Origin of the sequence: Streptomyces sp. CA-179760 (assembly GCF_050937045.1) — a bacterium.
In the GTDB taxonomy this organism is placed as follows: Bacteria; Actinomycetota; Actinomycetes; order Streptomycetales; family Streptomycetaceae; genus Streptomyces.
Genome location: NZ_JBNJLZ010000001.1, coordinates 4,637,426 through 4,662,822, shown reverse-complemented (window position 1 = coordinate 4,662,822; position 25,397 = coordinate 4,637,426). Strand labels below are relative to the sequence as shown.

The following is a 25,397-nucleotide window of genomic DNA, read 5'->3' as shown; positions in this document are numbered from 1 at the left end:
CCGGGGTCGGACTACTCGCCGGGGTGGGCGAGTTCGATGTCGTGGGCGTCGTCGCCGCGGCCGGTCACCGTCAGGGCGGTGGCCACCGGCGGGTAGCCCGTGGCGATGACGGTGTACTCGCCGCCGTCCAGGTCGGTGAAGGCGTACGCCCCGTCCGTGCCGGTCGTGGCCGAGCCGACGACGTTGCCCGCCTGGTCGACCAGCGTCACTCGGGCATCGGCCAGCGGGCCGTGCGGAGCCCGCACGACACCCTGGACGCGGGCGCCCGAGTCCAGGTCTATCTCGACCCGGGTGACCCCGGTGCCGCCCACCTCGACGGGCAGGGCACGCGGCCGGAACCCGGCGGCGTTCACCGCGACGGTCACCGCCCCCGGCACCAGCTCGGCGAAGGTGAACTCGCCCTGCTCACCGGTGGTCCCGGTGGCCAGCAGGTCGCCGCGCACATCGGTCACGATGACCATCGCGTCCTTGACCGGCTGCCCGTTCTCGGCGGCCCGCACCAGACCGGTCAGCCCGCTGGTGCCGCTGAGCAGGATGTCGTAGGCGACCGGCTCGCCGTTCACCACGACCGTGGAAGCCTGCGGCTGGTAGCCGTCGGCGGAAGCGATCAGTACGTACGACCCGGAGCCCGGGGCGTCGACCGCGTACGAGCCGTCGGCCTGTGCCACGGACCGGCCCAGCTGACGCCCGGCCAGGGAGATCAGCGTGACGGCGGCCTGCGGCACGGGCGCGGACTCGGCGCCGCGGACGAATCCCTTCACCGGGACGCCGCCGCTGGTCTCCTCCGGACGGACCGCCGTGGCGACGGCGGCGAGCCGCTGCGTCCCCTCGGGCCCGGTTCCGTCGACGGCCTCGTTCTCCGCCACGGCCCAGCTCGGCACGGCCTTCTCCGAGGCGGGAGCCTCGACGGCCGCATCAGCGGGAACCTCGGCAGGTGTCTCCGGCTCGGCGGCCTGCGCCAGCCCGCCCTTCGTCTTCAACGGGACCTCCTTGATGAACAGCGACACCAGCAGGGCGAGCAGCGCCAGCGGAGCCGAGTAGAGGAAGACGTCCGCGACACCGTGGCCGTAGGCGCTCTCCACGACGGTGCGCAGCGGCGCGGGCATCGCGTCGAGGTCGGGGATGCCGCCCCCGCCCGTGCCGGCGTGGCCGAGGGCCGCGCCCTTGGGACCGAGGTCGGCGAGGCCGTCCTTGACGTAGTCGGTGATCTTGTTGCCCAGCACGGCGCCCAGCGCCGAGACGCCGACCGCACCGCCGAGGGACCGGAAGAAGGTCACCGTGGAGCTGGCGGCACCCAGGTCGCCCGGCTCCACCTGGTTCTGCGTGCAGAGCACCAGGTTCTGCATCATCATGCCGATGCCGAGACCCAGCAGCGCCATGAAGATCGCGATGTGCCAGTACTCGGTGTCGTAGCGGATCGTGCTCAGCAGGCCGAGGCCCGCGGTCACCAGCACACCACCTGCGACCAGCCACGCCTTCCAGCGCCCGGTCCGGGTGATGACCTGTCCGGAGACGGTCGAGGAGACGAACAGCCCCGCGATCATCGGAATGGTCATGACCCCGGACATCGTCGGCGACTTGTCGCGCGCCAGCTGGAAGTACTGGCTGAAGAACACGGTCCCCGAGAACATCGCGACACCGACGAACAGGGAGGCGACGGAGGCCAGCGTGATGGTGCGGTTGCGGAACAGCCGCAGCGGAATGATCGGCTCGCTCGCCTTCGACTCGACGAGGACGAACACCGCCAGCAGCACCAGCGAACCGCCGACCATCGCGTACGTCTGCCAGGACAGCCAGTCGTACTTGTCACCGGCGAAGGTCACCCAGACCAGCAGCAGGCAGACGGCAGCGGTGATGAAGAAGGCGCCGGCCCAGTCGACCTTGACCTTCCGCTTCACCACGGGCAGGTGCAGGGTCTTCTGCAGCACGATCAGGGCGATCACCGCGAAGGGCACGCCGACGTAGAAGCACCAGCGCCAGCCGAGCCAGTCGGTGTCGGTGATGACACCGCCGACCAGCGGACCGCCGACCATGGCGGTGGCGAAGGTGGCGCCGAGATAACCGTTGTAACGGCCGCGCTCACGCGGCGAGATCATCGCCGCCATGATGATCTGGGCCAGCGCGGACAGGCCGCCCATGCCGATGCCCTGGACCGCGCGGAACCCGATGAGCATGCCGGGGTTCTGCGACATGCCCGCCGCCGCCGACCCCAGTACGAAGATGACCAGGGCGACCTGGATCAGCAGCTTCTTGGAGAACAGGTCGGCGAGCTTGCCCCACAGCGGGGTGGACGCGGTCATCGTCAGCAGGGACGCGGTCACGACCCAGGTGTAGGCGCTCTGGCCGCCACCGAGGTCGCCGATGATCCGGGGCAGGGCGTTGGAGACGATCGTCGACGACAGGATCGCGACGAACATGCCGAGCAGGAGGCCGGTGAGGGCCTCCATGATCTGCCGGTGCGTCATCGGAGCGCCGTCGCCGGAGGAGCTGTGCGAGCCTCCTCCGTGCTTGGCATGAGCCCGCACACCGGCTGGTGTGGTCGTTGCCATGGGCTTCCTTTTCTTACGTGCTTGCGGGTGTACGGGTGGTCTGTTCGACAGCGGGTGGTGCCGCCCGGGGCGCGGGCCGGCAGTCGAAGCTCTCCCGCAGTCGCGCCATCAGGTGCGTGAGCCGGCGGACGTCCTCGTCGGACCAGTCGCTCAGGCGCTCTTCCAGCACCTCGGTGGTCCGCCGGGACAGCTCGTCGAGCTGTGCGTCGCCGGCGGGGGTGAGGCGCAGGATGCGCGAGCGCTTGTCCGCAGGGTCGGGGGAGCGTTCGATCCAGCCCCGGTCCACGACGTGCGTGACATGGCGGCTGGTGACCGACATGTCCACCGCGAGCAGCTCGGCGAGCTTGCTCATGCGCATGTCGCCATGGCGGCCCAGCAGGGTCAGAACGGCCGCCGACCCCCCGGGGCATTCGGCCGGCATGATCCGGCCGAGCTCCCGCTTCACGGCGCCGAAGGCACTGAACTGGCGGACCAGCTCTTCGTACTGCGCCCTCTCGGCCATGACACCTCCCGCTTTCGTTGCTTAGGGCAACCATAGGAGCTGTTGGTTGCTGCAGGCAAATAAAGGAGGTGAATGTGGCGCCAAAACTTGGCAAAGGCAAGTATTGCGTCAGTAAATGTGCTGGTGGCGAGGGTGGCTGTACCGGTCGTCCCGGGGCAAACGGAAGGCCAACCCCCACTTGGGGAGCCCCGGCGTTTTCGCTAGGGTCTCGGGCCATGGCTAACAACCAGGCCCCCCAGGGCAACCACGACCCTGCCGGCAACACCCAGATGTTCCGCGCGTTCGTCGACGAGGCCCCGCAGGGGCGGCAGGCCGCGGCGACGTCCGCCGGCGGCGGCCCGCGCATCGGCCTCATCCTCGGCGTCGTAGTCGCCGTAGCGGTTGTCGCGGCGGTGGCTTGGCTGGCGCTGGCTTAACGCGCACGGCAGGTTTCCGACCCGGCACCTCTGCGGCCGGTTTCCGAGTGCTCGACGTTGTTGCTGAGGCCGGGTGGGTGCGCGACTCGGCGCGACGAGGTGCCGCTGCGCCCACCCGTACCGCCCCTAGCGGCACGCATGCCCGCAGCTGGAGCGGCTGAGCCACGACGCGCCCGCAGCCGCCGGCTCACGGAAGGGGAGTGTCCGCCCGCAGCGGTTGTCGCGTCAACGGACAGTCAGTCGGCGTCCAAGCCCATCGCGACGTTCCGAGGACGGATACCCCGCGGCGCGGCCCCGACCCACCACCACGGCACAGGCGCTACGCGCACCCCCACCGAAGCCGCACAGGCCGCCGCAGGCGTAGGGCCCGCCACGAACAACCCGTAGGCGGCCCTACGACAAAGCCGTGGGCCGCCCCGCGTCGTCAATCCGAGATCAGACCTTCCCGCAGCTGCGCCAGCGTCCGCGTCAGTAGCCGGGAGACGTGCATCTGCGAGATGCCGACCTCCTCGCCGATCTGCGACTGGGTCATGTTCGCGAAGAACCGCAGCATGATGATCCGCCGCTCACGAGGCGGCAGCTTGGCCAGCAGCGGCTTCAGGGACTCGCGGTACTCCACGCCCTCCAGCGCGGTGTCCTCGTACCCCAGCCGGTCCGCCAGCGACCCCTCGCCGCCGTCGTCCTCCGGCGCCGGCGAGTCCAGCGAGGACGCCGTGTACGCGTTCCCCACCGCCAGCCCGTCGACGACGTCCTCCTCGGACACCCCGAGCACGGCCGCGAGTTCGGTGACCGTAGGAGACCGGTCCAGCTTCTGCGAGAGCTCGTCACTGGCCTTCGTCAGCGCCAGCCGCAACTCCTGCAGCCGCCGCGGCACCCGCACCGACCACGACGTGTCACGGAAGAACCGCTTGATCTCCCCGACCACCGTCGGCATCGCGAAGGTCGGGAACTCCACCCCGCGTTCGCAGTCGAACCGGTCGATCGCCTTGATCAGCCCGATCGTGCCGACCTGGACGATGTCCTCCATCGGCTCGTTCCGGGACCGGAACCGCGCGGCGGCGTACCGCACCAGCGGCAGGTTGAGCTCGATCAGAGTGTCACGGACGTACGCACGCTCGGGGCTGTCCTCGTCGAGCGCGGCCAGCCGCAGGAACAGGGAACGGGACAGGGTGCGGGTGTCGATGGCGCCCGCGGTCGGAATCACCGGGGCGGGCTCGGCCGCCAGGACGGCCGGAGCATCATCGATGGGGCCGAGTGAGTCGAGAGCATGGGGAGCTGTCTCGCTCTCCGCGAGTGTGAGCACCTTCGAGCTGCCCTGTTCTGCGGACATGCCACCCCCTTTGGGTCGCGGGACGGTCGCGGCGAACGCTCCCGTCTGGGGAACGCAGCCTTCACCTGAATACCGGAGCCGAAGCCCCGGCAAACGCGCTTCCCGCAGAATGTCACATGTCGGCAACACGCTGTAGTGACATGTCGACATCTGAGACGCGAATAAGCCCTGCAAACAAGGGGTCTGACGGTCTATCGGCCCGCAACTGCCGGGAACGGCCCTGATGAGCGATTCCCTCGCCCAGGTGACCTCTCGCTCCTGTTTGCGGTTACGCGTCGATTCTGTTCGCAGACCGCAATCGCTGGAAGCTACGCGCGAGTAGCCGCGAGACGTGCATCTGCGAGACGCCGAGTTCCGCACTGATCTGAGACTGCGTGAGATTGCTGTAGTACCGCAGCAGCAGAATCCGCTGCTCCCGCTCTGGCAGTTGTACGAGCAGGTGTCGTACGAGATCCCGGTGCTCCACGCCGTCCAGCGCGGGATCCTCGTAGCCGAGCCGGTCCAGCAGCCCCGGCAGCCCGTCGCCCTCCTGCGCGGCCTCCAGTGAGGTCGCGTGGTACGACCGCCCGGCCTCGATGCAGGAGAGCACCTCGTCCTCGGTGATGCGCAGCCGCTCGGCGATCTCCGAGGTCGTCGGCGTGCGCCCGAACGAGGTGGTCAGGTCCTCGGTCGCGCTGTTGACCTGCACCCACAGCTCGTGCAGCCGGCGCGGTACGTGGACCGTACGGACGTTGTCGCGGAAGTACCGCTTGATCTCGCCGACGACCGTCGGCATGGCGAAGGTCGGGAACTGCACGCCCCGGTCCGGGTCGAAGCGGTCGATGGCGTTGATGAGCCCGATGGTGCCGACCTGGACGACGTCCTCCATCGGCTCGTTGCGGGAGCGGAAGCGGGCGGCCGCGTAGCGCACGAGCGGGAGATTGGCCTCGATGAGCGCCCCGCGCACCCGGTCGTGCTCCGGCGTGCCCGGCTGGAGCTCCTTGAGCTGGCCGAAGAGGACCTGCGTGAGGGCGCGCGTGTCGGCGCCACGGCTCCGCTGAGGAGTCGTTTGCGGAGCCGCTTGGGAAGTCGCTTCCGGGGAGGCTTCCGAGGCAGAGGAGGGTGCCTGAGGCGCAGTACTGGCCAGCACGGTCAACTCCACCTCGTCATCCGTCAACCCATCAGTCGACTCTTCCATCAAAAGCGGTCATAGCATCACAACACATGTCCACTGTGCGCAAGCACCCCATAACTACGTGTTGAGGGATGAAAAGCGGCATCCATCGGCGCGCACCACGGAAGAGCCCCCGTCAAGACGACGGGGGGCTCGAAGTCCGGTGGCCGGGCGGCCTCAGAACTCGTAGTCGGCGATCACCCACGTGGCGAACTCGCGCCACAGTGCGACACCCGCCTGGTGGTCGGGATGCTCCACGTACCGGCGCAGCGCGTCCGCGTCGTCGAAGGCCGAGTTGATGGCGAAGTCGTGGGCGATGGGGCGGTCGCTGATGTTCCAGCCGAGCTCCCAGAAGCGGAGCTCGGGGATCGCGCCGTCGAGCGCGCGGAAGGCCTCGACGCCCTTCACGACGCGCGGGTCGTCGCGTTCGACGCCGTCGTTGAGCTTGAAGAGGACCAGGTGGCGGATCATCACTTTCCTCCGTCGGCGACCCATGTGGCGAAGTCGCCGAGGGCCTTGGCGGCGTCCGATATGCCCTGGAACCCAATAAGGACGTAGTCGGAGGCCTTCTTCGGGTCCGTGATGATCACGTACGCCACGAAGACCACGGCGACGTAGACGGCGACCTTCTTCGCGTTCACCGCCATCGCGGCCTCCCTGTCCCTGGTGTCCCATGCAGCGCACATGATCGCACGAAGGTCCGACCGCACGAAGGGGCAGATCGCACGAAGGGCCCCATCTGACGACGGGGCCCTTCTCAAGCGGTAGCGGAGGGATTTGAACCCTCGGTGACTTGCGCCACACTCGCTTTCGAGGCGAGCTCCTTCGGCCGCTCGGACACGCTACCGAGGGAGACACTACAGCAAGGTGCGGCATGCCTTGAAATCGGTATTCAGCGGCCTCGGAAGAACTCGGTGAGCAGCCGGGAGCACTCCTCGGCGAGCACGCCCTCGATCACCTCGGGACGGTGGTTGAGCCGCCGGTCGCGGACCAAATCCCAGAGGGAGCCGGCCGCGCCGGCCTTCTCGTCACGGGCGCCGTAGACGAGACGGTCGACGCGGGACTGCTGGATGGCGCCCGCGCACATCGTGCAGGGCTCCAGTGTCACCACGAGGGTGCAGCCGGCGAGCCGCCACCGGCCGAGCTCGGCGGCGGCCCGGCGGATGGCGAGGAGTTCCGCGTGGGCCGTCGGGTCGCCGCCGGCCTCGCGTTCGTTGTGCCCGGCCGCGAGCACGGTCGTGCCGTCCGGGGCCAGTACGACGGCGCCGACGGGGACGTCTCCGCCCCGGACGGCCCCGGCGGCCTGGTCCAGGGCGAGTCGCATCGCGGGTCGCCAGGGGTCCCGTACCGGATCCGGCGGTCCTGGCCTGGCGGGACCGGTCAGCGGACGGTCTCCAGGGTCTCCGAGGCGCCCAGGGACTCGGCGATCTCGGTGACGGCCTCGGTCGACATCAGGCGCAGCTCCTTCTCGCTGACGCCGAGGTCGTCGAGGATCTGGGGGTCGCCGACCGGACCGTGCGGCACGGCGTCCGCCGACCCGGTGGCCCCGTCGCCGCCGTCGGCCTCGTCCTCGTCCTCGTCCTCGTCGGGTTCACCGTCCTCGGTGCCGTCGAGGTCGAGGGCGTCCAGGTCGTCCCCGGCGTCCGGGTCGCGGCCGAGCAGTTCGTCGGTGAGGAGGATCTCGCCGTAGCTGCTGCGGGCAGCGGCGGCGGCGTCGGAGACGTAGATGCGAGGGTCGTCCTCGCCGTCCAGGCGGACGACGCCGAACCAGGCGTCCTCCTGCTCGATGAGCACGAGCACCGTGTCCTCGTCGGGGGAGGATTCACGGGCCAGGTCGGCAAGATCCGACAGGGTTTCCACATCGTCGAGCTCTGTGTCGCTCGCTTTCCACCCGTCTTCGGTGCGCGCGAGCAGTGCGGCGAAGTACACCGTGACTCTCCCACTGGTCAGAGGCGTGCCGGTTGGGGGTCCCCCCGGCGGAGGTTGAGGGCGGGGAGTGCTCGTCCGAGCCCCGCCCACTCGGAATCGTGGCAGAAACCAGGCGTTCAGGGGACGTCTTCGGCACCCTGTGTCCGGCAGTTTTGATCGCCCGCCCGTTGCCGCCACCTGCGGATCGTACGCGGCTTTCCCTCACTTCACCCATGGTCACCGCGACAACGCCCGCGCGGTTCGTGATCTTCTCCGACGGTTTCCTCACCCGTTTCCTACCAGGAGGAAGACATGGGGGTCTGTCCCACGGTCGGGCGTGTACGGGTTCCCTCGGGGGGAGGGGCGAAGGCGGGCGGGTTCTGCGGGCGGGACGCGATCGGTTCCGCCGGCGGACGCATCCGGCTCTCACGGACGGGCCCGCGGGGCCACGGCAAACCCGTGGGGCGGCACGACACCGATGGACGCGTACGGGTGCCGGCAAACCTGCGCGTCGTGGAGGGCCGCGCTCTTGACGGACGGCGCCCGGGGCCCATCGGCGGAAGGCAGGCGGGCGCCGCCGACAGAACCCGTCTGGGCCCCAGGCCGGACGGATGCGGGGCCGGCGGTCGGACGGGTGCCGGGCCGAGGGCCGGAGTCGGCCGGGCCGGAGCCTGGCGCGGGCGGGTCTGCCGGTGGCAGGTGTGCGGGCCCGCCGGTGGGTTCGTTCGGGCGGCCGGCGTGCGCGACCGGTGCTACCAGCGGAATGTGCGCATGCGCATGGCGTGTCGTAGGCGAGCCGTCTTGGCGCGGCGGGGCTGGACCCGGTCGCGTAGTTCGCGGGCCTCGGCGAGGTCGCGCAGGAAGCGGGCGCGGCGTCGGCGGCGTTCGGCGGACGACACGTCAGGCTCGTCCGTCCGGCCGGCCGCCGGGCCCGCCCCGGGCCATGCGCGCGGCGACGGATCTTCTCGGTATTTCCGGTCGGGCATCTGGCTCATCACCCCCAGTTCGTCCTTCCCCGCCTTCCCTCGGAGGGGCGATTGACGCCGGCGAACGCCGTGCGGCCCGTGTCACCCGGCCCGGCTACTGTTGTGGACATGCGTCTCCACGTCGTCGACCACCCGCTGGTCGCCCACAAGCTCACCACGCTGCGCGACCAGCGCACCGACTCCGCGACCTTCCGCCGTCTCGCCGACGAGCTGGTCACCCTGCTCGCCTACGAGGCCACGCGCGACGTGCGCACCGAGCAGGTCGACATCCGGACGCCGGTGGCCACGACCACGGGCGTCAAGCTCTCCCACCCGCGCCCCCTGGTGGTGCCGATCCTGCGGGCCGGGCTCGGCATGCTGGACGGCATGGTCCGGCTGCTGCCGACCGCCGAGGTGGGCTTCCTCGGCATGATCCGCAACGAGGAGACGCTCGAGGCCTCCACGTACGCGACGCGGATGCCGGAGGACCTGTCGGGACGTCAGGTGTACGTGCTGGACCCGATGCTCGCCACCGGCGGCACGCTGGTCGCGGCGATCCAGGAGCTGATCAAGCGCGGCGCCGACGACGTGACCGCCGTGGTGCTGCTGGCCGCCCCGGAGGGCGTCGAGATCATGGAGCGCGAGCTGGCCGGCACCCCGGTGACGGTCGTGACCGCCTCGGTCGACGAGCGCCTGAACGAGCACGGCTACATCGTGCCCGGCCTCGGCGACGCGGGCGACCGGATGTACGGCGCGGCGGAGTAGGACATTCCCGGGCCCATGAAGGGCCCTCGCATCAACCCGCTCAGCAGTCCTTCTTCGGCGTAGCCGCCGGCCCGGGCCTGGTCAGTTCGGCCAGGGCCCGGTCGGCGGCGGGCTTCTTCGCCAGTTCCTTGAAGCCGTCGCCGATGACGAGGTCGACCGCGGCACCCTTGCGCGCCGCCTCCGTACGCCGTTCGGCGCCCGGGAGCTGCGTGCCGAGCACCGGCAGCGAGGCGTCGAGGGCGGCGGCGGGGCCGAGCAGCACGCCGGTGCCCTTGACCTTCTTGTCGTACTGCTTGGTCGCGTTGCCCACGTCGCCGATCTTGAAGCCGCGCTTCTTCAGCTCGTCGGCGGTCTTCTTCGCCAGGCCGCTGCGGGTGGTGGCGTTGAAGACGTTGACCGTGATCGTGCGCGGCTCGGGCAGCGCCTTGGCAGCGGGCGAGGCACTCGCCTTGGTCTTGGGGGCGCAGTCCGTGCCGTTGCCGGCTGCCGAAGCCTTGTCGACGCCGCCGGTGAAGACGTCGATGAGCTGCAGCGTGCCCCAGCCGCCCACGCCGAGCACGGCCACGGAGGCGACGACCACGACGACGAGCCTGCCGCGCCGCCGGGGCCCGCGCATCCGGGGGTGCTTGTTGCCCGTGATGCGGTACTTGCCGCCCATGCCGGGGGGAGTCAGCATGCTCATGAGCGCAGCGTAGTGCGCTCGGGCGACGATGCCTACTAGATGATCATTCGACTTCGGCCAGACGGACCAGACGACCCCCGAAAGGGGCAAGCCGTTACCGACAGGGCCGGCCCTTTACCGGCGGAGGGTCAGTCCAGCTCGAGCACGCGCGCGTGCAGCACCTGGCGCTGCTGGAGCGCCGCCCGCACCGCGCGGTGCAGGCCGTCCTCCAGGTACAGATCGCCCTGCCACTTCACGACATGCGCGAAGAGGTCGCCGTAGAACGTCGAGTCCTCGGCGAGGAGGGTCTCCAGGTCCAGCTGCCCCTTGGTCGTCACGAGCTGATCGAGGCGGACCGGGCGCGGTGCGACGTCCGCCCACTGCCGGGTGCTTTCCCGGCCGTGGTCGGGGTACGGCCGGCCGTTTCCGATGCGCTTGAAGATCACACGGAAAGCCTACCGGGCAAGACGTTCCGGGCGCAGCCATGGCGCCGTAGTGCGACGCTGAAAAAAACCCCACAAGACGGTACGAACCGGGAACAGGGGCGTGAATATGCCGGACCGCGAGACCATGCCGTCGGCCCCGGCTCCGGAAGTGTCGGAGCGTGCTGCCGCCCTCCCCCAGGAGGCCCTGAAGATCGCCTCCGGCTACGCCTTCTCCGGACCAGCCCTGCAGCTGGGCGCCCTGCTGTGGGACGGGCGGTGCCTGCCGGACGCGCAGATCCGGGTGCCGCTGGCGATGCTCAACCGCCATGGCCTGGTCGCGGGCGCCACCGGCACCGGCAAGACCAAGACGCTCCAGCTGATCGCCGAGCAGCTGTCCGCCCAGGGTGTGCCCGTCTTCCTCGCCGACATCAAGGGCGATCTCTCCGGGATCGCGGCGCCGGGCCGCCCGGACGCCCGGGTCGAGGGCCGGGCCGGGGACGTCCACCAGCGCTGGACGGCGACCGGCTTCCCGGCCGAGTACTACGCCCTGGGCGGCGTCGGCCACGGCATCCCCGTCCGGGCCACGGTCACCGGCTTCGGACCGGTGCTGCTGTCCAAGGTGCTGCGGCTGAACCGGACCCAGGAGCAGTCCCTCGCCCTGATCTTCCACTACGCCGACAGCAAGGGCCTGGAGCTGATCGACCTCAAGGACCTCCGGGCGGTCGTGACCTTCCTGACCTCGGACGAGGGCCGCCAGGAGCTGAAGACGATCGGCGGTCTGTCGGCCGCCACGGCCGGGGTGATCCTGCGGTCCCTGACGGCCTTCGAGGCGCAGGGCGCGTCCGGCTTCTTCGGGGAGCCGGATTTCGACACGGCCGAGTTGCTGCGGACGGGTGAGGACGGACGCGGCGTCGTCTCGGTCCTGGAGCTGAGCGCCGTACAGGACCGGCCGCACCTGTTCTCGACGTTCCTGATGTGGCTGCTCGCCGACCTCTTCCACGATCTGCCCGAGCTCGGCGACGTCGACAAGCCCCGGCTGGTCTTCTTCCTCGACGAGGCGCATCTGCTCTTCGACGACGCCTCCGAGGCGTTCCTGGAGTCCATCACGCAGACCGTGCGCCTGATTCGCTCGAAAGGGGTCGGAGTCTTCTTCGTGACGCAGACCCCGAAGGACGTACCCGCGGATGTCCTCGCCCAGCTCGGCAACCGCGTCCAGCACGCGCTGCGTGCCTTCACCCCCGACGACCAGAAGGCCCTGAACGCCACGGTGAAGACCTTCCCGAAGTCCCCCTACGACCTCGAAGAGGTGCTGACCAACCTGGGGACGGGCGAGGCGGTGGTGACGGTGCTGAGCGAGAAGGGCGCCCCGACGCCCGTCGCCGCGACCCGGCTGCGCGCGCCCGAGTCCCTGATGGGCCCGGTCGGCCAGGAGGCCCTGGACCGGGCGGTGGCGGAATCGCCGCTGTACGAGCGGTACGCCCGGGCCGTGGACCGGGAGTCGGCGTACGAGCGGCTGACGGACGACCGGGGAGGCCGAGGTGACCGGCGCGGCCGGGGGGCGAAGGGGCCGGACGAGATGCGGGACGACGCCACCGCCCCGGTGGAGGAACGTGCGGAGGAACGGCCGTCAGCCGTGGAGCAGGTGGTCGGCAGCGGGGTGTTCAAGTCCCTGGCCCGGTCCGTGGGGACGCAGATCGGGCGGGAGATCACGCGGTCGCTGTTCGGGACGGCCCGGCGTTCGGGGCGGCGGAGGCGCTAGCCCTACGCTGTGCCGCCTCCGCCGCGGGTGGGTCAGCCGCGTTCTCGTTCCTTGCCCGAGGGCTGCCGCGGCTTGCGCGGGTCCGGCTCGGAATGGGGCTTGGGGGCGCTGCGGACGGCCTCCGCGCGCAGCAGGGCGCGCAGGACCGCGTACGGGTCTTGAAGCATGGCTGTTCCTCGTCGTTCCTCGTCGTTCCTGTTCCGTGCGGGCTGAGGGACCGGTGTCCGGTCCGGTCAGCAGCGCAGGACCTCGGAGCGCGGAGGGCGAGGGTCGTGCGGCGGGCCCGGCGGTACGGGCACGGGGCGCGGTGCGGTGTACGCGCGCCAGGGGGCCGGGAGCGGGGCGGGCCGCAGCGGGACGACGGTGCGCCGGGCGGCCCGGCCCGAGGGGCGCAGGACGGTGTCGAGGACATCGCACTCGACGGCCGTGCTCTCCCCTGAGACGGTGGCTGCCGGTGCTGTGCAGGCCTCGGCGTGCTCGCCCGGCAGGAGCAGGGCGAGCAGCAGGACGAGCACCCGCGGCCATGAGTTCCGGCGGGTGCCGCGCGGGACCGTCATGATCCATGCTTGGACCGGGTCGGAAGGGCCCGCCACCGGGGGCGGGCCACGTGGCTGACGCCTGTGGGTCTGTGGGTCTTACGTGTCGGCGGCCTTCGCCGCCTTGGCCGCCGCCTTCATCTCCTGCTTGTGAGCCCGCACCTTGACCAGTGACTCGGGCCCGGTGATGTCGGCGACGGAACGGAAGGACTGCGGCTCGCCGTAAGCGCCCGCGGCCTCCCGCCATCCCTCCGGCCGCACGCCGAGCTGCTTGCCGAGCAGGGCGAGGAAGATCTGGGCCTTCTGCTTGCCGAAGCCCGGCAGCCCGGCCAGCCGCTTCAGCAGCTCCTTGCCGGTGCCGGCGTCCTTCCAGACGGCCTCGGCGTCACCGTCGTAGTGCTCGACGAGGTACTGGCACAGCTGCTGGATCCGCTTGGCCATGGAGCCCGGGTAGCGGTGCACGGCCGGCTTCTGCGAGAGCAGCGCGGCGAAGGCCTCGGGTTCGTGTGCGGCGATCTCGTGCGCGTCCAGGTCGTCCGTGCCGAGCCGCTGGGCGATCGTCGCCGGGCCCTTGAACGCCCACTCCATGGGGACCTGCTGGTCCAGCAGCATGCCGACCAGCGCGGCGAGCGGGCTGCGGCCGAGCAGCGCGTCGGCCTCGGGATCCTGGGCGAGGTGAAGAGTGACGTCCATGCCCCGATCATCCCCCGGGGCGGGCCCGGCCGCGTCCCCAGCCCTCTAGGACGCGCGCCAGTACCCCAGCGCGTGCACCCGCTGCTTGGGCAGCCCCAGTTCCTTGCGTACGTACGCCGCCAGGGTCCGGGTCGTCGCCGTGTCGCAGGCGATCCAGACGAAGGGGTCGGCCGTGCCCTGGAGCAGCCCGGGCAGGTCCGTCCTCACCCGGTCGACCAGGTGGGCGCCGGAGTCCTGGCGCGGCACTTTGCGCAGCTCGTGCCGGGCCGGGTCGGTGCGGAACGGCAGGTCCTCGTCGCCGCCCTCGAACCAGACGGTGGCCGGGGCGGAGCCCAGCGCGGCCAGCAGGGAGTTGATGGCGGGCAGCGAGGCCGGGTCGCCGACGGCGAAGACGTGCGAGGGCGCGGGGCTCGGGTGCTCGAAGCCGGTGCCCTGGACGGTCGCCTCGACGGTGTCACCGGGCTTCGCCGTCCTGGCCCAGTCGCTGGCGCACCCCTCGTGCAGGGCGAACTCCAGGCTGAAGGTGCCGGCCTCCGGGTCCGGGTCGACCAGGGTGTAGGCCCGCTGGTGGGGCTTGCCCGCGTTGTCGAACCACAGCCGGACCCACATGGTCGGATGGACACCGGCCGCCGCCAGCAGACCGCCGTCGGTGAAGGAGAGCCGCCGGTAGTCCGGGGTGACGTCCCGCGCGCCGGTCACGGTGAACACGAAATCCTTGGCGCGCAGCAGCTTGAGGACCGCGCCTTCCCAACCCCGCCCCTGCCCCATCGCTTGTTCACCCTTCACGTACTATTCCGGCGATCAACTTAGGCAAGCCTAACCTAAAGAGTGCCTCACCTGAAGAACAGAAGGAGCACAGCGTGGCCACCGAGATCTACCGTGACGCCTGGGGCATTCCGCATCTGCGCGCCGGCAGCCCGGCCGAACTCGCCCACGCGCAGGGCCGCGTCACCGCCCGCGACCGGGCCTGGCAGCTCGAGGCCGAGCGGCACCGGGCCCAGGGCACCTCGGCGTCCTTCCTCGGCGAGAGCGCCCTGGCCTGGGACCGGTTCGCCAGACGGGCCAGACTCGACGACACGGCCAGACGCTGCTTCGCGGAGCTGGAGAGACGGGACCCCGACACGGCGGAGTGGGTCCGGGCGTACGTCGACGGGGTCAACGCGGGGCTGGAGAAAGGGGCGGGGGCGGCCCCCGAGTTCTCCCGCACCGGCCTCACCCCCGGCCCCTGGCACCCCTGGACCCCCCTCGGCGTCTGGCTCGCCACGCACATCCTCTTCGCCGGGTTCCCGGCCAAGCTCTGGCGCGAGCAGGCCCTCGCCCACCTGGACGCGGACGCCCTCGGCCTGTTCGCCACCGACGGCCCCGGCACCTCCGGCTCCAACGGCTGGCTGGTGAGCGGGGAGCGGACCGTCACCGGGCAGGCCGTCATCGCCGGCGACCCCCACCGCTGGATCGAGGACCCGGGCGTCTACCAGCAGATCCATCTGTCCTGCCCGGAGTTCGACGTCGTGGGCCTGGCCGTCCCCGGTGTCCCCGGCATCGCCCACTTCGGGCACACCGGCTCCGTCGCCTGGGCCATCACCAACGCCATGTCCGACTACCAGGACCTCTACCGGGAGCGGCTGAGGCGCACCGGGGCCGGTGTGGAGGCCCTCGGCCCGGACGGGGGCTGGCACCGGGCGGCCCGGCACACCGAGGTCGTCGAGGTGGCGGGCGAGGAGCCGGTCGAGGTCGAGGTGATCGAGACCGGCCGGGGACCGCTGGTCATCGGCGGCCCGGAAGGCCTCGACGGTGACCCCGCGGACCCCTTGGGCGTGCCCGTGGCGATCAGCCTGCGCTACCCGCCCCGTGTCACCGGCGACCTCGGCTTCGGCGCCCTGCTGCCGCTGCTGCGGGCCCGCCGGGTCGCCGACGTGGACGCGGCCTTCGACCGTTGGGCCGAGCCGGTCAACGTCGTCCAGGCCGCCGACACCGAGGGCGGTGTGCTGCACCGCGTGGCCGGGTGGGTGCCGCTGCGCGCCGAGTCCAACCGCGTGCGCGTGGTGCCCGCCTGGGAGCCCGGCCACGAGTGGCGGGGCCGGCAGGAGACGCCCCGCGCCGGGCTCACCGACGGCGTCGCCGTCATGGCCAACCAGCGCGGCCCGGCCGAACCTCTCGGCGTGGAGTTCGCCCCGCCGCACCGCGCCGGCCGTATCGCCGAGCTGCTCTCCGGCAAGGAGCGCTGGTCCGCCGCCGACATGCCCGCGATCCACATGGACACCCACCTCGCCTCGGCGGGCCCCCTGGTGGACCACCTCCAGGCCCTCCCGGGCCTCACCCCCGAGGCCGCCGCCCTCCGCGAACGACTCCTCGCCTGGGACCGCCGCATGGACGCCGGCAGCGCCGACGCGGCCCTCTACGCGGCCGTGCGCGCAGCGGTCGTACGGAACCTGGCGGCACACCCGGCCTTCGCCGCGCTCGCCACACCCCCGGCCTACCCGGAGGTGTTCCAGCCCTGGCTGGCCCTCCTCCCGCGCGTCGGCTTCGCCCTCGAACACCTGCTGCGGGCCGAGGACCTGTACGGAATCGACCGCCCGGCGGCCGTCCGCGCGGCGATCGAGGAGGTCGCCGAGCGGCCCCCGGCCGGTGTCTGGGGCGACACCCACCGGCTCACCCCCTGGCGACCGCTGCACCCCGAGACGCCGTACGACGAACCGGCCCTGTCCGGCGACCACGACTGCGTGCTGTGCACCTCGGGCGTACCCGGCCTCACCGACCGCGCCGCCCGCGGCCCGGCGGCCCGTTACATCTGGGACCTGGCCCGGCGCGACGACAGCCGCTGGGTGGTCCCGCTCGGCGCCTCGGGCGTCCCCGGCTCGCCCCACCACCGCGACCAGCTCTCCCTGTGGCTCGCGGGAGACCTCGTCCCGGTCGTCACCGACCGGACCCTGCTGAAGAAGGAAACCGATGTCTGACCCGCACACCCCGTACGCCTCCCGCACGGCAGTCCACGAGCAGGCGACCGAAGGCTTCGGCACCGTCCGCGTCCTGCCACTGGACCCGGGATCCGACGCCGCCGTGATCCACCGCTGGGTGAACGAGGACCGGGCCGCCTTCTGGGGCATGACCGACCTGACCGAGCGTCAGGTGGCCGAGACCTACGCCCACCTGGACACCCTCACCACCCACCACGCCTACCTCGTCGTCCGCGACGGCGAGCTGGTCGCCCTCCTGCAGACCTACGAGCCCGAGGCCGACCGCGTCAGCGAGTGCTACGACGTCCGCCCCGGCGACATCGGCGTCCACCTGCTCCTCGCCCCCGCCGGCCCGGGCGGCCCCCGCTCCGGCTGGACGGCCCGGCTGGTGGCGTCCGTCGCCGGATACGTCCTGCTGGGCCTGGACCGGCGCCGGGTCGTGGTCGACCCGGACGTACGCAACGAGAAGGCCGTCGCCCGCTTCCTCGAACTGGGCTTCACGGTGGGTCCGGTCGTCGTCCTGCCCGAGATCGACCTCCCCGGCGTGCACCTCCCGGAGAAGAAGGCACAGCTCGCCTTCCTCGACCGGGAAGTACTCTTCCCCGCGTGACGCCCGAGGACCTCATCGCGCACTACGGCCTGGAACCGATCCCCCGCGAGGGCGGCCTGTTCCGCCAGACCTGGGCCGGCCCCCAACGCCCCGACGGCCGCCCCGAGGGCACGGCGATCGTCGCGCTCCTGACAGCGGACGCCTTCTCCGCCCTCCACCGCCTCCCGACCGACGAGGTCTGGCACTTCTACCTCGGCGATCCCCTGGAGCTCCTCCTGCTCGCCCCGGACGGCGGCACGCGGACGGTGGTGCTGGGCCCGGATGTCCTGGGCGGCCAGTACGTGCAGTTCACGATTCCGGCAGGTACGTGGATGGGCGGGAGGGCCCGCGGGCAGTGGACCTTGTTCGGCTGCACGATGGCGCCCGGCTTCACGTTCGAGGGCTATGAACACGGAGATGAGCGGGAGCTGACGGCGCGTTATCCGGCAGAGGCCGACCGGATCGCGGAACTGTCGCGTTCTTAGGGGCGCGGGGCTGTATCGATGTGCGGCTCCGCCGTGTGGGCGCGACAAGCCCCCACCCGCCCGCAGCCGCCGCACGACACACATCACACACCTCGATGAGCGCTACACCCTTCCCGTCCGTAAGTATCCCGAGGCCGGAAATCCCGAACACGGAGAACCACGTGGACCCACGGCGGAACGAGGAGCGCAATGTCGGACACCCCCGGCGAATCCAAGCCCTGGTGCTGCTCGGCACCGTGCTGGTCCTGCTCCTCCTCAGCGGAGCCCCCGCCTCGGCCCACGCAGCCCTCCGCAGCACCACCCCTGACGATGGATCCGTCGCCGAACAGGCTCCCCGCAGTGTCACCCTGACCTTCACCGAATCCGTGGGTCTGCTCGACGACTCCTTCCGGGTCTTCGGCCCCGACCAGCGCCGCGTCCACACCGACGAGGCCACGCACGCGGACGGCCGCTCCGACACGGCCCGGGTCCGACTGCCCCGGAAGCTCGCCCAGGGCACCTACACGGTGGCCTGGCGGGTGGTGTCCGCCGACAGCCACCCGGTCTCCGGCGCCTTCTCCTTCTCCGTCGGCAAACGGTCCGCCACGACCACACAGATCGACACCGGCCCGGACGAGGACCCGCTGACCGGCGGCCTCTACGACGCCGCCCGCTACCTCGCCTATCTCGCCGCCGCGCTGCTCGTCGGCGCGGCGGCGTTCGCGCTGCTGTGCCGTCCCGCGAACAGGTCCCCGCTGCGGGGGCCGCTGGTGACGGCGTGGTGGACGCTGCTGGGCTCGACGGTCGTGCTGCTCCTGCTGCGCGCCCCGTACGAGGCGGGCACCGGCCCGGCGGCGGCCTTCGACGCCTCCGCCCTCGGCCGTACCCTGACCAGCCGTCCGGGCCTGGCCCTGCTCGCCAGGCTGGCCGTTCTCCTGCTGACCGCTGCCTTCCTGCTGTGGCTGGCCAAGCGCCGGGAGCGTCAGGAACCGCCTGCCGTCCTGGCGGCCGGCACCGCCCTGGCCGCCGCACTCGCCCTGACCTGGGCGGCGGCCGAGCACGCCTCCGCCGGGATCCAGGTGCCGCTGGCCATGACGTCGTCCGTGCTGCACCTGCTGGCGACCGGGGTCTGGCTGGGCGGCCTCGTGGCGCTGCTCCTGACCCTGCGCCGCTCGTCCGGCGAGGAGCTGACGGAGGTCGTGCCCCGCTTCTCCCGTATCGCCTTCGCCTCGGTGACGGTTCTGGTCGTCACCGGCGTCTACCAGTCCTGGCGCGGCCTCGGCTCCGTCTCCGCTTTGTCCGGCACGTCGTACGGCCGGCTGCTGCTCGCGAAACTGGTCGCGGTGACCGTGCTGGTGCTGGCGGCCGGGTACTCGCGCCGCTGGACGGCCCGTATCGCGGCCTCTGCGACGGCGACCGCGACGACGACGGCCCCGGCGGTGGCCGTACGCGAACGGGTCGCGCAGCCGGTCGGCGCCCCGCCGCCGCCGGAAGCGACCGCCAAGCCCGAGACGCGGGACAGCGGGGAACCGGAGCACCCGGAGCCGCCGGCCCCCGAGCCGGGCGACCGGGACGGGATCCGGCGCGGTCTGCGCCGCTCCGTCCTCATCGAGGTCGCTGTCGCCGCCGTGGTGCTGCTGATCACGACCCTGCTCACCACCACGCTGCCGGGCCGCGCGCAGGCCGAGGCCGCGCAGCAGGCCCCGGCGGGCGCGCTGCCGCCCACGACCCTGATCACGGTGCCCTACGACACGGGCACGGGCTCCGTGACCGGCCGTGGCAGGGTGCAGATCACCCTCGACCCGGCCCGTGTCGGCGAGAACGGCGTCCAGGCCGTGGTCTACGGCTCCGACAAGGGCCTGATCGTCATCCCCGAGCTCCGCGTCACGTTCACCCTGACCTCCCGGAAGGTCGGCCCGATCGACGCCGAACTGAAAAACGCGGGCGGCTACTGGAGCACCAACTCCGTCAACCTGCCCCTCCCCGGGACCTGGACGATGAAGACGACCGTGCGGGTGTCGGACGTCGACCAGGTGACGGTGTCGAAGCAGGTGCGGATCTTCTCCTAGGCACCCGGGCCCCGGCCCCTCCCGGTCCCGTTCCGGTGCCCGCCCCGGCGGCGCCGTCGAGGAGCCACGTCATGCACTCGGCGGCGCGTACGGCGGCGTCGGGCAGCCAGGCGGCGAGTTCCTTCTCGCCGTACCGGTACCGGTACCGGTCCGCCTTGCTGCCGGTCCCCCAGGCGGCGCTGCGGCCACGGAACCGTACGACGGACAGCCGCGGCGAGGTCACGGCCGTCACGGGCGGGACCGAGGAGGGGAGCGTCCGCGTCATGTCGACGGCGACCGCGGCCATGGCGGCCGGGATCGGGCCGTTGCCACGAGCCGGGCGGCTCGGGAGCGTGCTGTTCCAGTTCCCGCCGTGGTTCCGGCCCGGGGAGCGGGCGGAGACGTTCCTCCGGGAGTGCGCCGAGCGGACGCGGGGGTGGCCGAACCCGGGCCCACACCTCGTCGAGCACCTCAGGGTCCCGGTGATCGGCCCGCAGCCCGCCCGGCATCGCCGCCTCCCTGGTGGGATGCCCGGTCAGCAGCGAGAACGCCTTCACGTCGAACACGAACCCGTCCGGTGTGCGCTCGGCCCACAACCGGCTGTTCCGCTCGCCCGGCAGCGCGTAGTACGAGGCGTCGACCTCGACGACCGGGAACCGCTCGGCGTAGTGCCGTAATCGCCCCTCGGCGTCCCGCCGCCCCACCGCGCACCAGCCGCTGCCGACCAGCGTCCGGTCGGTCCAGGAACACGTGCCCACGAGGATCCGGCACATGGGGAGCGGTTACCCGGGCCGGGCTCCCGCAGACCCGCGATCGGAGTAACCGGGCCATGGACGCGCTCGTCCGGGGATATGGATGCTTCACCCCGAGAGTGAGACAGGGACGACAGCGTGCAGACCTTCCTTCCCTACCCCGGCTTCCGGGAGTCGGCCCTGGTCCTGGACCGCCGCCGGCTCGGCAAGCAGCGGGTCGAGGCACTGCAGGTGCTGCGCGGCCTGGTCGTACCGGACTACGGGTGGCGCCGGCATCCGGCCGTGCGGATGTGGGCCGGCTACGAGGAGGCGCTGGTCCGCTACGGCCTGGAGATCTGCCGCGTCTGGCGTGAACAGGGCCATCAGGACACCTGCGCGGCCACCCTCGTCGCCGACCTCGCGGCGAGGCGCCCCCACGCACCGGTACGGGACCAGTCCCTGCTGGCCGCCGAGGGCGAACTGCCGCCCTGGCTGGGCGACGACACGTTCCACCGCAGCCACCGCTCGGCCCTGGTCCGCAAGGACCCGGCCACGTATGCGGCGCTGTTCCCCGGGGTCCCCGACGACCTCCCCTACGTCTGGCCCACGTCGGACCGGACCGACGAGCGACCGCCGCAGGGGTGACCCCCGCCACGCTCCGCGCGAGCACCGTTAACTTCCTTCCGTGCAGTCCCCGTTGTCCGGCCAGAGGTTCCGTGTTCCACTGAATCTTTTCTGGCACATCGGTCACCGGTCACCGCCCCCGGGCGGGCAGGCACTCCATGGGGGGTCCGTGTGTGAAGAACTGGGGTTCGAGAAACTCCTCGGCGAGGAGGGCTTCTTCGCGCGGCTGCTCGGACGGACGCCCTCGGGGGCCGGCCGGGACCCGCTGTACGGCCCCGACCTCCCTGTGGTCCTGCTCACCGGCGGGCCGGGCATGGGCAAGGGCCGCCTGCTGCGCGCCGTACGGGACCGTTTCGCCGCCAAGGTGCCGGTGATCCACCTGGACTGCGCCTCACCGGTGTACGCGGACCGCGCGGACCCGGAGCCCGACGCCCGTTCGGCCACGACCGAGGCCCTGGTCGAGGTCGCCCGCCGGCTGTGCACCTGGCAGGGCACGGGCGGCTCGTTCGCCTTCCCCCGGCTCTTCCCCGGCCTGGCCATGATCGCGACCGGCGTCGCCGAGGGCACGCCCGAGGCGGTGGCGACGGAGGCCGAACGCTACGAGGGCCTGGCCCAGAAGCAGCGCCTGCGCGGCCTCGGAACCGGCGACTTCTGGCGGGGCGTGCTGCGCGGCGGCATCCGCAACCTGCTGATGACCCTGTCCGGGCAGGCGCTCGACCCGTACTCGGCGGCCGTCAGCAACGCCCTGCTGGACGCCCTCTTCGAGCGACTGGCGCCCCGGGGCCGGGCGGAACTGGAGCGGCTCTACGGCGCCTATCCCGGCGCGGCCGGCCAGCCCAGGATCGGGCTGCGCGTCCTCGCCGCCGACTTCCGCGCCGGCGGCGAGGCACGGGTCGTGGCGGAGAGCTTCCTCTTCCGGGCCCTGCGCGAGGACCTGGAGGCCGCGTACGCCTCGCCCTCCGGCTGGCTCCGCCGGGTGGGCCGCCCGGCGGTACTGCTGGACCACGCCGAGTCGCCCCTGGGCGAGCGGCTGCTGCGGGCCGTCCTCACCGACCGCCGGGCCGGGCAGCGCGACCGCGTGGTGATCGTCGGCACGGCACGCCGTCCGGACGGCGGCGCCTTCCTGCACGGCGGCCTGCCGTCCGAGGAGGTGGCGCCCCCGGCGGAGTACCGTCCGGCCGACGGCGCCCCGCCCGCCTGGTCCCGGCGCACGGACGGGGCCGCGGACCGGGCGCCCCTGGCCGACGGCGTGGTCCTGCTGCGGATGCCCCTGCTCACCGGCGACCAGCTCCGCCGCGAAACCGTACGAGGACAGCGGCACGCCGAGCCGGAGGGCGGCGCGAACCGCCGCCGGATCGACGCGGCCGTGGCCCGGCTGAGCGGCGGCCGCCCGCACACGGTGATCCGGCTGTCCGCCGCCGCTGCCGCCTTCCGGATGCCGGCGGACGCCAACGACCGCGACATCCTGGACGCCCCGCTACGGCTCCCCGGCGACGACACCCCGGGACGCCCGGTCGCGGACGTCCTGCTCCGCGAACTGATCCTGGACCAGTTACCCGTACGGCTCCCCACCGAGCACCGGGCCCAGTGGCTCGACCTCCTCTCCCACCTGTCGGTGGCCCACGACACGGAGTGCGCGGACGTCCTGCTCCGCCACCACCAGTCGGGCCACGTCCACCACCTGACCGCCCATCACATCTCGCGGCTCCTCACGGACACCGGATGGCCCACCTGCGAACGCCACTTCATCGGCGACTTCGGCCTCCGCCAGCTGCTGGTGCACCGGCTCTACGGCCTTCGCCCCGGCGGCGCCGCCTGGTACGCCGACCACCATCTGCTGCGCGACCACTACGCGCGGCGCGCGGCGGGGGAGGCCCAGGATGCCCAGGACGACGGGGCCTTCCGCTCGCTCACCGCCCACCGGATGAACCACCACCTGGTGTCCGGCGGCGCGGACGACGTGGTAACCCACCTCGCCGCCACCCTCCCCGGCCGCCCCGGCGCCTGGTGCGCGGACCTCCTGGAGATCGCCCAGGCCCCCTACCCGGGTGGGGCGGACGCCCGACGCGAGCGAGCCCAGGGTCTGGTGGGGGCGGACGGCCCGCCCCTGCGCCGCACGGTCGACCAGCTGCTGCACGCGGTCTGGCTGTGCGAGGAGCGCACCAGGCCGACCGGCAAGGAGACGGCCCGCACGCTGGCCAAGCTGCTGGACCTGCTCTCGATCATGGACTTCGAGGGCGCGGGCCGGCTCAGCAGGACGGCGACGGACTGGAGCGGCCTGGCGGAGAACGAGCAGCCCCTGCTGCGCTGCACCTGCACCGAACAGCTCCGGCGAAGGAGATGACGGGCAATGCCCAGATGGCGGAAGATCCTCTACTCGGTGTTGCTCGTGGGGGCGATCGTGGCAGGGGTGGCCCTCACCACCTCCTTCCTCGGCAGGCCGGACACCTGCGCCGACGGCGTTGAGCGGATCGAGGGCGAGTGCGTCGGCGTCAACGGCGAGGGTTACGACTTCGGCACCCCGGAGATCGCCGACGTGGCCCGGGCCATCGCACGCGAGAACCGGAGGATCGCGAACCAGCCGCACGTCACGGTGGCGATGATGCTGCCGCTCCAGTCGGACCGCGAGGCCCTGCGCCGGCAGATGCGCAGCGACCTCCAGGGCGCGTACCTGGGACAGCGGCAGGCCAACGAGGGCGAGGGCGAACCACCCAGGATCCGCCTGGTCCTGGCCAACCCCGGACAGGCCTACGGCCATCAGGCGAAGGTCGTCGGCACCCTCCTCCGGATGGCAGCCTCCCCCGAGGACCGGCTGCGCGCGGTCACCGGCTTCAACCTGAGCCTCGCCGCCACGGAGGCGGCGGTGAAGCGCCTGACGGAGAACAGGATCCCGGTCCTCGCGGCCAGAATCAGCGGCGACAGAATCGCGAACGAGGACCGGCCGGACGGCATGGCCGCCCTGAAGTTCCCCGGCCTGGCCCGCATCCTCCCCACCAACAACGACGCGGCCCAGGCCCTGGCCAACTTCAACGGCGAACGCGGCCGCCAAAACCTCAGAACGGTGCTGGTCTACGACAAACGCCCCGACGGCTACAACGAATCGCTGGCCAGGGCGTTCAGCAGGATCAAGGAGAAGGGACCGGCCGGCCCCGCCGCGATGTCGTTCGAGTCACCGTCCATCGACGAGCCGGGCTCGACCGGCAACCAGTTCACCCAGACGGCCAACAACATCTGCGACTCCGAGGCCGACACGGTCTACTTCGCGGGCCGCACGCTCCACCTGCGCATCTTCGCCCTCAAACTCGCCCAGGTGGGCTGCGAGAACCGCCACTACACCATCGTCAGCGGCTCCGACGCGGCATCGCTGCGCCAGGCCATGACGGAGAAGGACTGGGCGCGGCTCCGCGGCGAGGACGGCAGCCCGAAGGTGACGGTGCAGTACGCGGCCCCCGCACACCCCGACGCGTGGACCACGGAACTGACGGCGTGGACGAAGCGCTACACGGCGACCCACAACAAGAGGCCGTCCGCCCAGGACCTCCCCCAGTACCTCACCGAACCGAAGGCGGCCCTGGACACCCTCAGAAACCAGATCACCACCACCCGGCGCGAGGGCACAGCACTCGGCTCCACCCCGAACCTCGACGACTCGCGCACGATGCTCGTCTACGACGGCCTCATCACCATCGGCAAGGCCCTCCACCAGGCCCAGCGAGGCGCCCCCGAGACCACCGCCCCCACCCGCGAGGACGTGGGCCGCCAGTGGTCCCTCCTCCAGTCCCGCCACCGCGTCCAGGCCACCAGCGGCCTGATCTGCCTCACCACAGGCGGCAACGCCTACGACAAACCGGCCGCCGTCGTCGAACTCGACCCGGGCCGAAAGGGCGCGGGCACCCTGAAATTCGTAGGCCTCGGCTGGCCGACGGGCACACCACAGCCGAAGAACTGCGTGATCCCGAGCACGACGCGCTGATCCGCCCCGAGAGGTCATCCACGACGGACAACGCCGAAGGGCCCCACCGCAAGCGGTGGGGCCCTTCGACATCGTGCCCGGTGAGGCACTGGCGGAGGATACGAGATTCGAACTCGTGAGGGGTTGCCCCCAACACGCTTTCCAAGCGTGCGCCCTAGGCCTCTAGGCGAATCCTCCGCTGGGAACATTACATGACCGAGAGGAGTGCTTGCGAACTCGTTCCCTGCCCCTGACATCAGGTAACCTGGGCGCAGCCCCTCACGCGGCGCTATCTGACTGAACTCCCCCAGGGCCGGAAGGCAGCAAGGGTAGGTTGGCTCTGGCGGGTGCGTGGGGGGCGTTTGCGTTCCCG

26 protein-coding genes, 2 tRNA genes and 1 other RNA gene are annotated in these 25,397 nt (G+C 71.8%); 11 read left to right on the top strand and 18 right to left on the bottom strand.

The window, feature by feature from the left end; genetic code table 11:
• Positions 1 to 11: 11 nt before the first annotated feature.
• Positions 12 to 2,549: an MFS transporter gene (locus tag ACQEV8_RS20985; RefSeq protein ID WP_432962399.1), complete on the bottom strand. Its 2,538-nt coding sequence runs from the start codon at positions 2,547 to 2,549 to the stop codon at positions 12 to 14.
• Positions 2,550 to 2,562: 13 nt separating this feature from the next.
• Positions 2,563 to 3,051 (bottom strand): MarR family winged helix-turn-helix transcriptional regulator, encoded by a 489-nt coding sequence (locus ACQEV8_RS20980; protein WP_432962397.1) that lies wholly within the window; start codon positions 3,049 to 3,051, stop codon positions 2,563 to 2,565.
• A 215-nt stretch (positions 3,052 to 3,266) separates the two neighbouring features.
• On the opposite strand from ACQEV8_RS20980, the gene ACQEV8_RS20975 reads away from it, so the two are divergent.
• Positions 3,267 to 3,467 carry a hypothetical protein gene (locus ACQEV8_RS20975; RefSeq protein ID WP_328412956.1) on the top strand — a complete coding sequence of 67 codons (201 nt, stop codon included), beginning with the start codon at positions 3,267 to 3,269 and terminating at the stop codon, positions 3,465 to 3,467.
• 424 nt (positions 3,468 to 3,891) lie between these two features.
• On the opposite strand, the gene ACQEV8_RS20970 is transcribed toward ACQEV8_RS20975, so the two are convergent.
• The 8 genes from ACQEV8_RS20970 to ACQEV8_RS20935 all read right to left on the bottom strand — a co-directional run bounded on the left by ACQEV8_RS20970 (position 3,892) and on the right by ACQEV8_RS20935 (position 8,844).
• On the bottom strand, positions 3,892 to 4,797 hold the full coding sequence (locus tag ACQEV8_RS20970) for an RNA polymerase sigma factor SigF (protein WP_382492514.1): 906 nt from the start codon (positions 4,795 to 4,797) through the stop codon (positions 3,892 to 3,894).
• A 268-nt stretch (positions 4,798 to 5,065) separates the two neighbouring features.
• Positions 5,066 to 5,974, bottom strand: coding sequence for an RNA polymerase sigma factor SigF (locus tag ACQEV8_RS20965; protein ID WP_432962394.1), 909 nt, complete (start codon positions 5,972 to 5,974; stop codon positions 5,066 to 5,068).
• Positions 5,975 to 6,127: 153 nt separating this feature from the next.
• Positions 6,128 to 6,421 (bottom strand): Dabb family protein, encoded by a 294-nt coding sequence (locus ACQEV8_RS20960; protein ID WP_432962392.1) that lies wholly within the window; start codon positions 6,419 to 6,421, stop codon positions 6,128 to 6,130.
• The gene (locus ACQEV8_RS20955) at positions 6,421 to 6,597 is read right to left on the bottom strand and encodes a hypothetical protein (RefSeq protein WP_432962390.1); all 177 of its coding nucleotides are present in this window, start codon (positions 6,595 to 6,597) and stop codon (positions 6,421 to 6,423) included. The genes ACQEV8_RS20960 and ACQEV8_RS20955 overlap by 1 nt, the downstream gene beginning before the upstream one ends.
• A gap of 115 nt (positions 6,598 to 6,712) precedes the next feature.
• A tRNA-Ser gene (locus tag ACQEV8_RS20950) sits at positions 6,713 to 6,797 on the bottom strand.
• A 45-nt stretch (positions 6,798 to 6,842) separates the two neighbouring features.
• Positions 6,843 to 7,274, bottom strand: a complete 432-nt coding sequence (gene tadA / locus ACQEV8_RS20945; protein ID WP_432962388.1) for a tRNA adenosine(34) deaminase TadA — start codon at positions 7,272 to 7,274, stop codon at positions 6,843 to 6,845.
• A gap of 56 nt (positions 7,275 to 7,330) precedes the next feature.
• On the bottom strand, positions 7,331 to 7,879 hold the full coding sequence (locus ACQEV8_RS20940) for a hypothetical protein (RefSeq protein WP_432962387.1): 549 nt from the start codon (positions 7,877 to 7,879) through the stop codon (positions 7,331 to 7,333).
• 731 nt (positions 7,880 to 8,610) lie between these two features.
• Entirely contained in the window at positions 8,611 to 8,844 is a 234-nt protein-coding gene (locus ACQEV8_RS20935; protein WP_432972857.1) for a hypothetical protein, read from the bottom strand.
• 108 nt (positions 8,845 to 8,952) lie between these two features.
• On the opposite strand from ACQEV8_RS20935, the gene upp reads away from it, so the two are divergent.
• Positions 8,953 to 9,588: a uracil phosphoribosyltransferase gene (gene upp / locus ACQEV8_RS20930; protein ID WP_189727300.1), complete on the top strand. Its 636-nt coding sequence runs from the start codon at positions 8,953 to 8,955 to the stop codon at positions 9,586 to 9,588.
• A 40-nt stretch (positions 9,589 to 9,628) separates the two neighbouring features.
• Here the strand turns inward: upp and ACQEV8_RS20925 are convergent, their stop codons facing one another.
• Positions 9,629 to 10,246, bottom strand: coding sequence for a LytR C-terminal domain-containing protein (locus ACQEV8_RS20925; protein WP_432972854.1), 618 nt, complete (start codon positions 10,244 to 10,246; stop codon positions 9,629 to 9,631).
• Between the two features lie 152 nt (positions 10,247 to 10,398).
• The gene (locus tag ACQEV8_RS20920) at positions 10,399 to 10,695 is read right to left on the bottom strand and encodes a type II toxin-antitoxin system VapB family antitoxin (protein WP_003999914.1); all 297 of its coding nucleotides are present in this window, start codon (positions 10,693 to 10,695) and stop codon (positions 10,399 to 10,401) included.
• 106 nt (positions 10,696 to 10,801) lie between these two features.
• Here ACQEV8_RS20920 and ACQEV8_RS20915 point away from each other — a divergent pair, with 106 nt between their 5' ends.
• Positions 10,802 to 12,433 (top strand): helicase HerA-like domain-containing protein, encoded by a 1,632-nt coding sequence (locus ACQEV8_RS20915; protein WP_432962385.1) that lies wholly within the window; start codon positions 10,802 to 10,804, stop codon positions 12,431 to 12,433.
• Positions 12,434 to 12,465: 32 nt separating this feature from the next.
• On the opposite strand, the gene ACQEV8_RS20910 is transcribed toward ACQEV8_RS20915, so the two are convergent.
• The 4 genes from ACQEV8_RS20910 to ACQEV8_RS20895 form a co-directional block, all read right to left on the bottom strand.
• A complete protein-coding gene (locus ACQEV8_RS20910; protein WP_432962383.1) occupies positions 12,466 to 12,600 on the bottom strand; it encodes a hypothetical protein in 135 nt (44 codons plus the stop codon).
• 66 nt (positions 12,601 to 12,666) lie between these two features.
• Positions 12,667 to 12,990: a hypothetical protein gene (locus tag ACQEV8_RS20905; RefSeq protein ID WP_432962381.1), complete on the bottom strand. Its 324-nt coding sequence runs from the start codon at positions 12,988 to 12,990 to the stop codon at positions 12,667 to 12,669.
• Between the two features lie 78 nt (positions 12,991 to 13,068).
• Positions 13,069 to 13,662, bottom strand: coding sequence for an HhH-GPD-type base excision DNA repair protein (locus ACQEV8_RS20900; protein WP_432962379.1), 594 nt, complete (start codon positions 13,660 to 13,662; stop codon positions 13,069 to 13,071).
• A 45-nt stretch (positions 13,663 to 13,707) separates the two neighbouring features.
• The gene (locus ACQEV8_RS20895; RefSeq protein WP_432962377.1) at positions 13,708 to 14,430 is read right to left on the bottom strand and encodes a siderophore-interacting protein; all 723 of its coding nucleotides are present in this window, start codon (positions 14,428 to 14,430) and stop codon (positions 13,708 to 13,710) included.
• 92 nt (positions 14,431 to 14,522) lie between these two features.
• On the opposite strand from ACQEV8_RS20895, the gene ACQEV8_RS20890 reads away from it, so the two are divergent.
• The 4 genes from ACQEV8_RS20890 (at position 14,523) to ACQEV8_RS20875 (ending at position 19,738) form a co-directional block, all read left to right on the top strand.
• Positions 14,523 to 16,616: a penicillin acylase family protein gene (locus ACQEV8_RS20890; protein ID WP_432962375.1), complete on the top strand. Its 2,094-nt coding sequence runs from the start codon at positions 14,523 to 14,525 to the stop codon at positions 16,614 to 16,616.
• Positions 16,609 to 17,226 carry a GNAT family N-acetyltransferase gene (locus ACQEV8_RS20885; protein ID WP_432962373.1) on the top strand — a complete coding sequence of 206 codons (618 nt, stop codon included), beginning with the start codon at positions 16,609 to 16,611 and terminating at the stop codon, positions 17,224 to 17,226. The genes ACQEV8_RS20890 and ACQEV8_RS20885 overlap by 8 nt, the downstream gene beginning before the upstream one ends.
• Positions 17,223 to 17,690 carry a cupin domain-containing protein gene (locus ACQEV8_RS20880; protein ID WP_432962371.1) on the top strand — a complete coding sequence of 156 codons (468 nt, stop codon included), beginning with the start codon at positions 17,223 to 17,225 and terminating at the stop codon, positions 17,688 to 17,690. Before ACQEV8_RS20885 ends, ACQEV8_RS20880 begins: the two co-directional genes overlap by 4 nt.
• A gap of 221 nt (positions 17,691 to 17,911) precedes the next feature.
• Entirely contained in the window at positions 17,912 to 19,738 is a 1,827-nt protein-coding gene (locus ACQEV8_RS20875) for a copper resistance CopC/CopD family protein (RefSeq protein ID WP_432972851.1), read from the top strand.
• Here the strand turns inward: ACQEV8_RS20875 and ACQEV8_RS20870 are convergent.
• Complete coding sequence (locus ACQEV8_RS20870) at positions 19,735 to 20,490, bottom strand: DUF72 domain-containing protein (RefSeq protein WP_432962369.1); 756 nt, start codon at positions 20,488 to 20,490, stop codon at positions 19,735 to 19,737. The genes ACQEV8_RS20875 and ACQEV8_RS20870 overlap by 4 nt on opposite strands.
• Before the next feature lie 117 nt (positions 20,491 to 20,607).
• Between ACQEV8_RS20870 and ACQEV8_RS20865 the strand changes: the two genes are divergently transcribed.
• From ACQEV8_RS20865 to ACQEV8_RS20855, 3 genes are all read left to right on the top strand, one after another.
• Positions 20,608 to 21,093 carry an MSMEG_6728 family protein gene (locus ACQEV8_RS20865; protein ID WP_432962368.1) on the top strand — a complete coding sequence of 162 codons (486 nt, stop codon included), beginning with the start codon at positions 20,608 to 20,610 and terminating at the stop codon, positions 21,091 to 21,093.
• Between the two features lie 148 nt (positions 21,094 to 21,241).
• A complete protein-coding gene (locus ACQEV8_RS20860; RefSeq protein ID WP_432962366.1) occupies positions 21,242 to 23,416 on the top strand; it encodes a hypothetical protein in 2,175 nt (724 codons plus the stop codon).
• Between the two features lie 6 nt (positions 23,417 to 23,422).
• Positions 23,423 to 25,045 carry an amino acid ABC transporter substrate-binding protein gene (locus tag ACQEV8_RS20855; RefSeq protein WP_432962364.1) on the top strand — a complete coding sequence of 541 codons (1,623 nt, stop codon included), beginning with the start codon at positions 23,423 to 23,425 and terminating at the stop codon, positions 25,043 to 25,045.
• A gap of 89 nt (positions 25,046 to 25,134) precedes the next feature.
• On the opposite strand, the gene ACQEV8_RS20850 is transcribed toward ACQEV8_RS20855, so the two are convergent.
• Positions 25,135 to 25,222, bottom strand: a tRNA-Ser gene (locus ACQEV8_RS20850).
• Positions 25,223 to 25,294: 72 nt separating this feature from the next.
• On the opposite strand from ACQEV8_RS20850, the gene ffs reads away from it, so the two are divergent.
• An RNA gene (gene ffs, locus ACQEV8_RS20845) (signal recognition particle sRNA small type) lies at positions 25,295 to 25,393 on the top strand.
• Positions 25,394 to 25,397: the final 4 nt, after the last annotated feature.

What these genes read in the sequence shown, in the direction of transcription:
- ACQEV8_RS20855 (WP_432962364.1), top strand. Translation starts at nt 23,423, where the DNA reads ATGCCCAGATGGCGGAAGATCCTCTACTCGGTGTTGCTCGTGGGGGCG.
- ACQEV8_RS20925 (WP_432972854.1), bottom strand. Translation starts at nt 10,246, where the DNA reads ATGGGCGGCAAGTACCGCATCACGGGCAACAAGCACCCCCGGATGCGC.
- ACQEV8_RS20870 (WP_432962369.1), bottom strand. Translation starts at nt 20,490, where the DNA reads ATGTGCCGGATCCTCGTGGGCACGTGTTCCTGGACCGACCGGACGCTG.
- ACQEV8_RS20910 (WP_432962383.1), bottom strand. Translation starts at nt 12,600, where the DNA reads ATGCTTCAAGACCCGTACGCGGTCCTGCGCGCCCTGCTGCGCGCGGAG.
- upp (WP_189727300.1), top strand. Translation starts at nt 8,953, where the DNA reads ATGCGTCTCCACGTCGTCGACCACCCGCTGGTCGCCCACAAGCTCACC.
- ACQEV8_RS20955 (WP_432962390.1), bottom strand. Translation starts at nt 6,597, where the DNA reads ATGGCGGTGAACGCGAAGAAGGTCGCCGTCTACGTCGCCGTGGTCTTC.
- ACQEV8_RS20985 (WP_432962399.1), bottom strand. Translation starts at nt 2,549, where the DNA reads ATGGCAACGACCACACCAGCCGGTGTGCGGGCTCATGCCAAGCACGGA.
- ACQEV8_RS20960 (WP_432962392.1), bottom strand. Translation starts at nt 6,421, where the DNA reads ATGATCCGCCACCTGGTCCTCTTCAAGCTCAACGACGGCGTCGAACGC.
- ACQEV8_RS20915 (WP_432962385.1), top strand. Translation starts at nt 10,802, where the DNA reads ATGCCGGACCGCGAGACCATGCCGTCGGCCCCGGCTCCGGAAGTGTCG.
- ACQEV8_RS20980 (WP_432962397.1), bottom strand. Translation starts at nt 3,051, where the DNA reads ATGGCCGAGAGGGCGCAGTACGAAGAGCTGGTCCGCCAGTTCAGTGCC.
- ACQEV8_RS20900 (WP_432962379.1), bottom strand. Translation starts at nt 13,662, where the DNA reads ATGGACGTCACTCTTCACCTCGCCCAGGATCCCGAGGCCGACGCGCTG.
- ACQEV8_RS20975 (WP_328412956.1), top strand. Translation starts at nt 3,267, where the DNA reads ATGGCTAACAACCAGGCCCCCCAGGGCAACCACGACCCTGCCGGCAAC.
- ACQEV8_RS20905 (WP_432962381.1), bottom strand. Translation starts at nt 12,990, where the DNA reads ATGACGGTCCCGCGCGGCACCCGCCGGAACTCATGGCCGCGGGTGCTC.
- ACQEV8_RS20970 (WP_382492514.1), bottom strand. Translation starts at nt 4,797, where the DNA reads ATGTCCGCAGAACAGGGCAGCTCGAAGGTGCTCACACTCGCGGAGAGC.
- ACQEV8_RS20895 (WP_432962377.1), bottom strand. Translation starts at nt 14,430, where the DNA reads ATGGGGCAGGGGCGGGGTTGGGAAGGCGCGGTCCTCAAGCTGCTGCGC.
- ACQEV8_RS20885 (WP_432962373.1), top strand. Translation starts at nt 16,609, where the DNA reads ATGTCTGACCCGCACACCCCGTACGCCTCCCGCACGGCAGTCCACGAG.
- ACQEV8_RS20935 (WP_432972857.1), bottom strand. Translation starts at nt 8,844, where the DNA reads ATGCCCGACCGGAAATACCGAGAAGATCCGTCGCCGCGCGCATGGCCC.
- tadA (WP_432962388.1), bottom strand. Translation starts at nt 7,274, where the DNA reads ATGCGACTCGCCCTGGACCAGGCCGCCGGGGCCGTCCGGGGCGGAGAC.
- ACQEV8_RS20965 (WP_432962394.1), bottom strand. Translation starts at nt 5,974, where the DNA reads ATGGAAGAGTCGACTGATGGGTTGACGGATGACGAGGTGGAGTTGACC.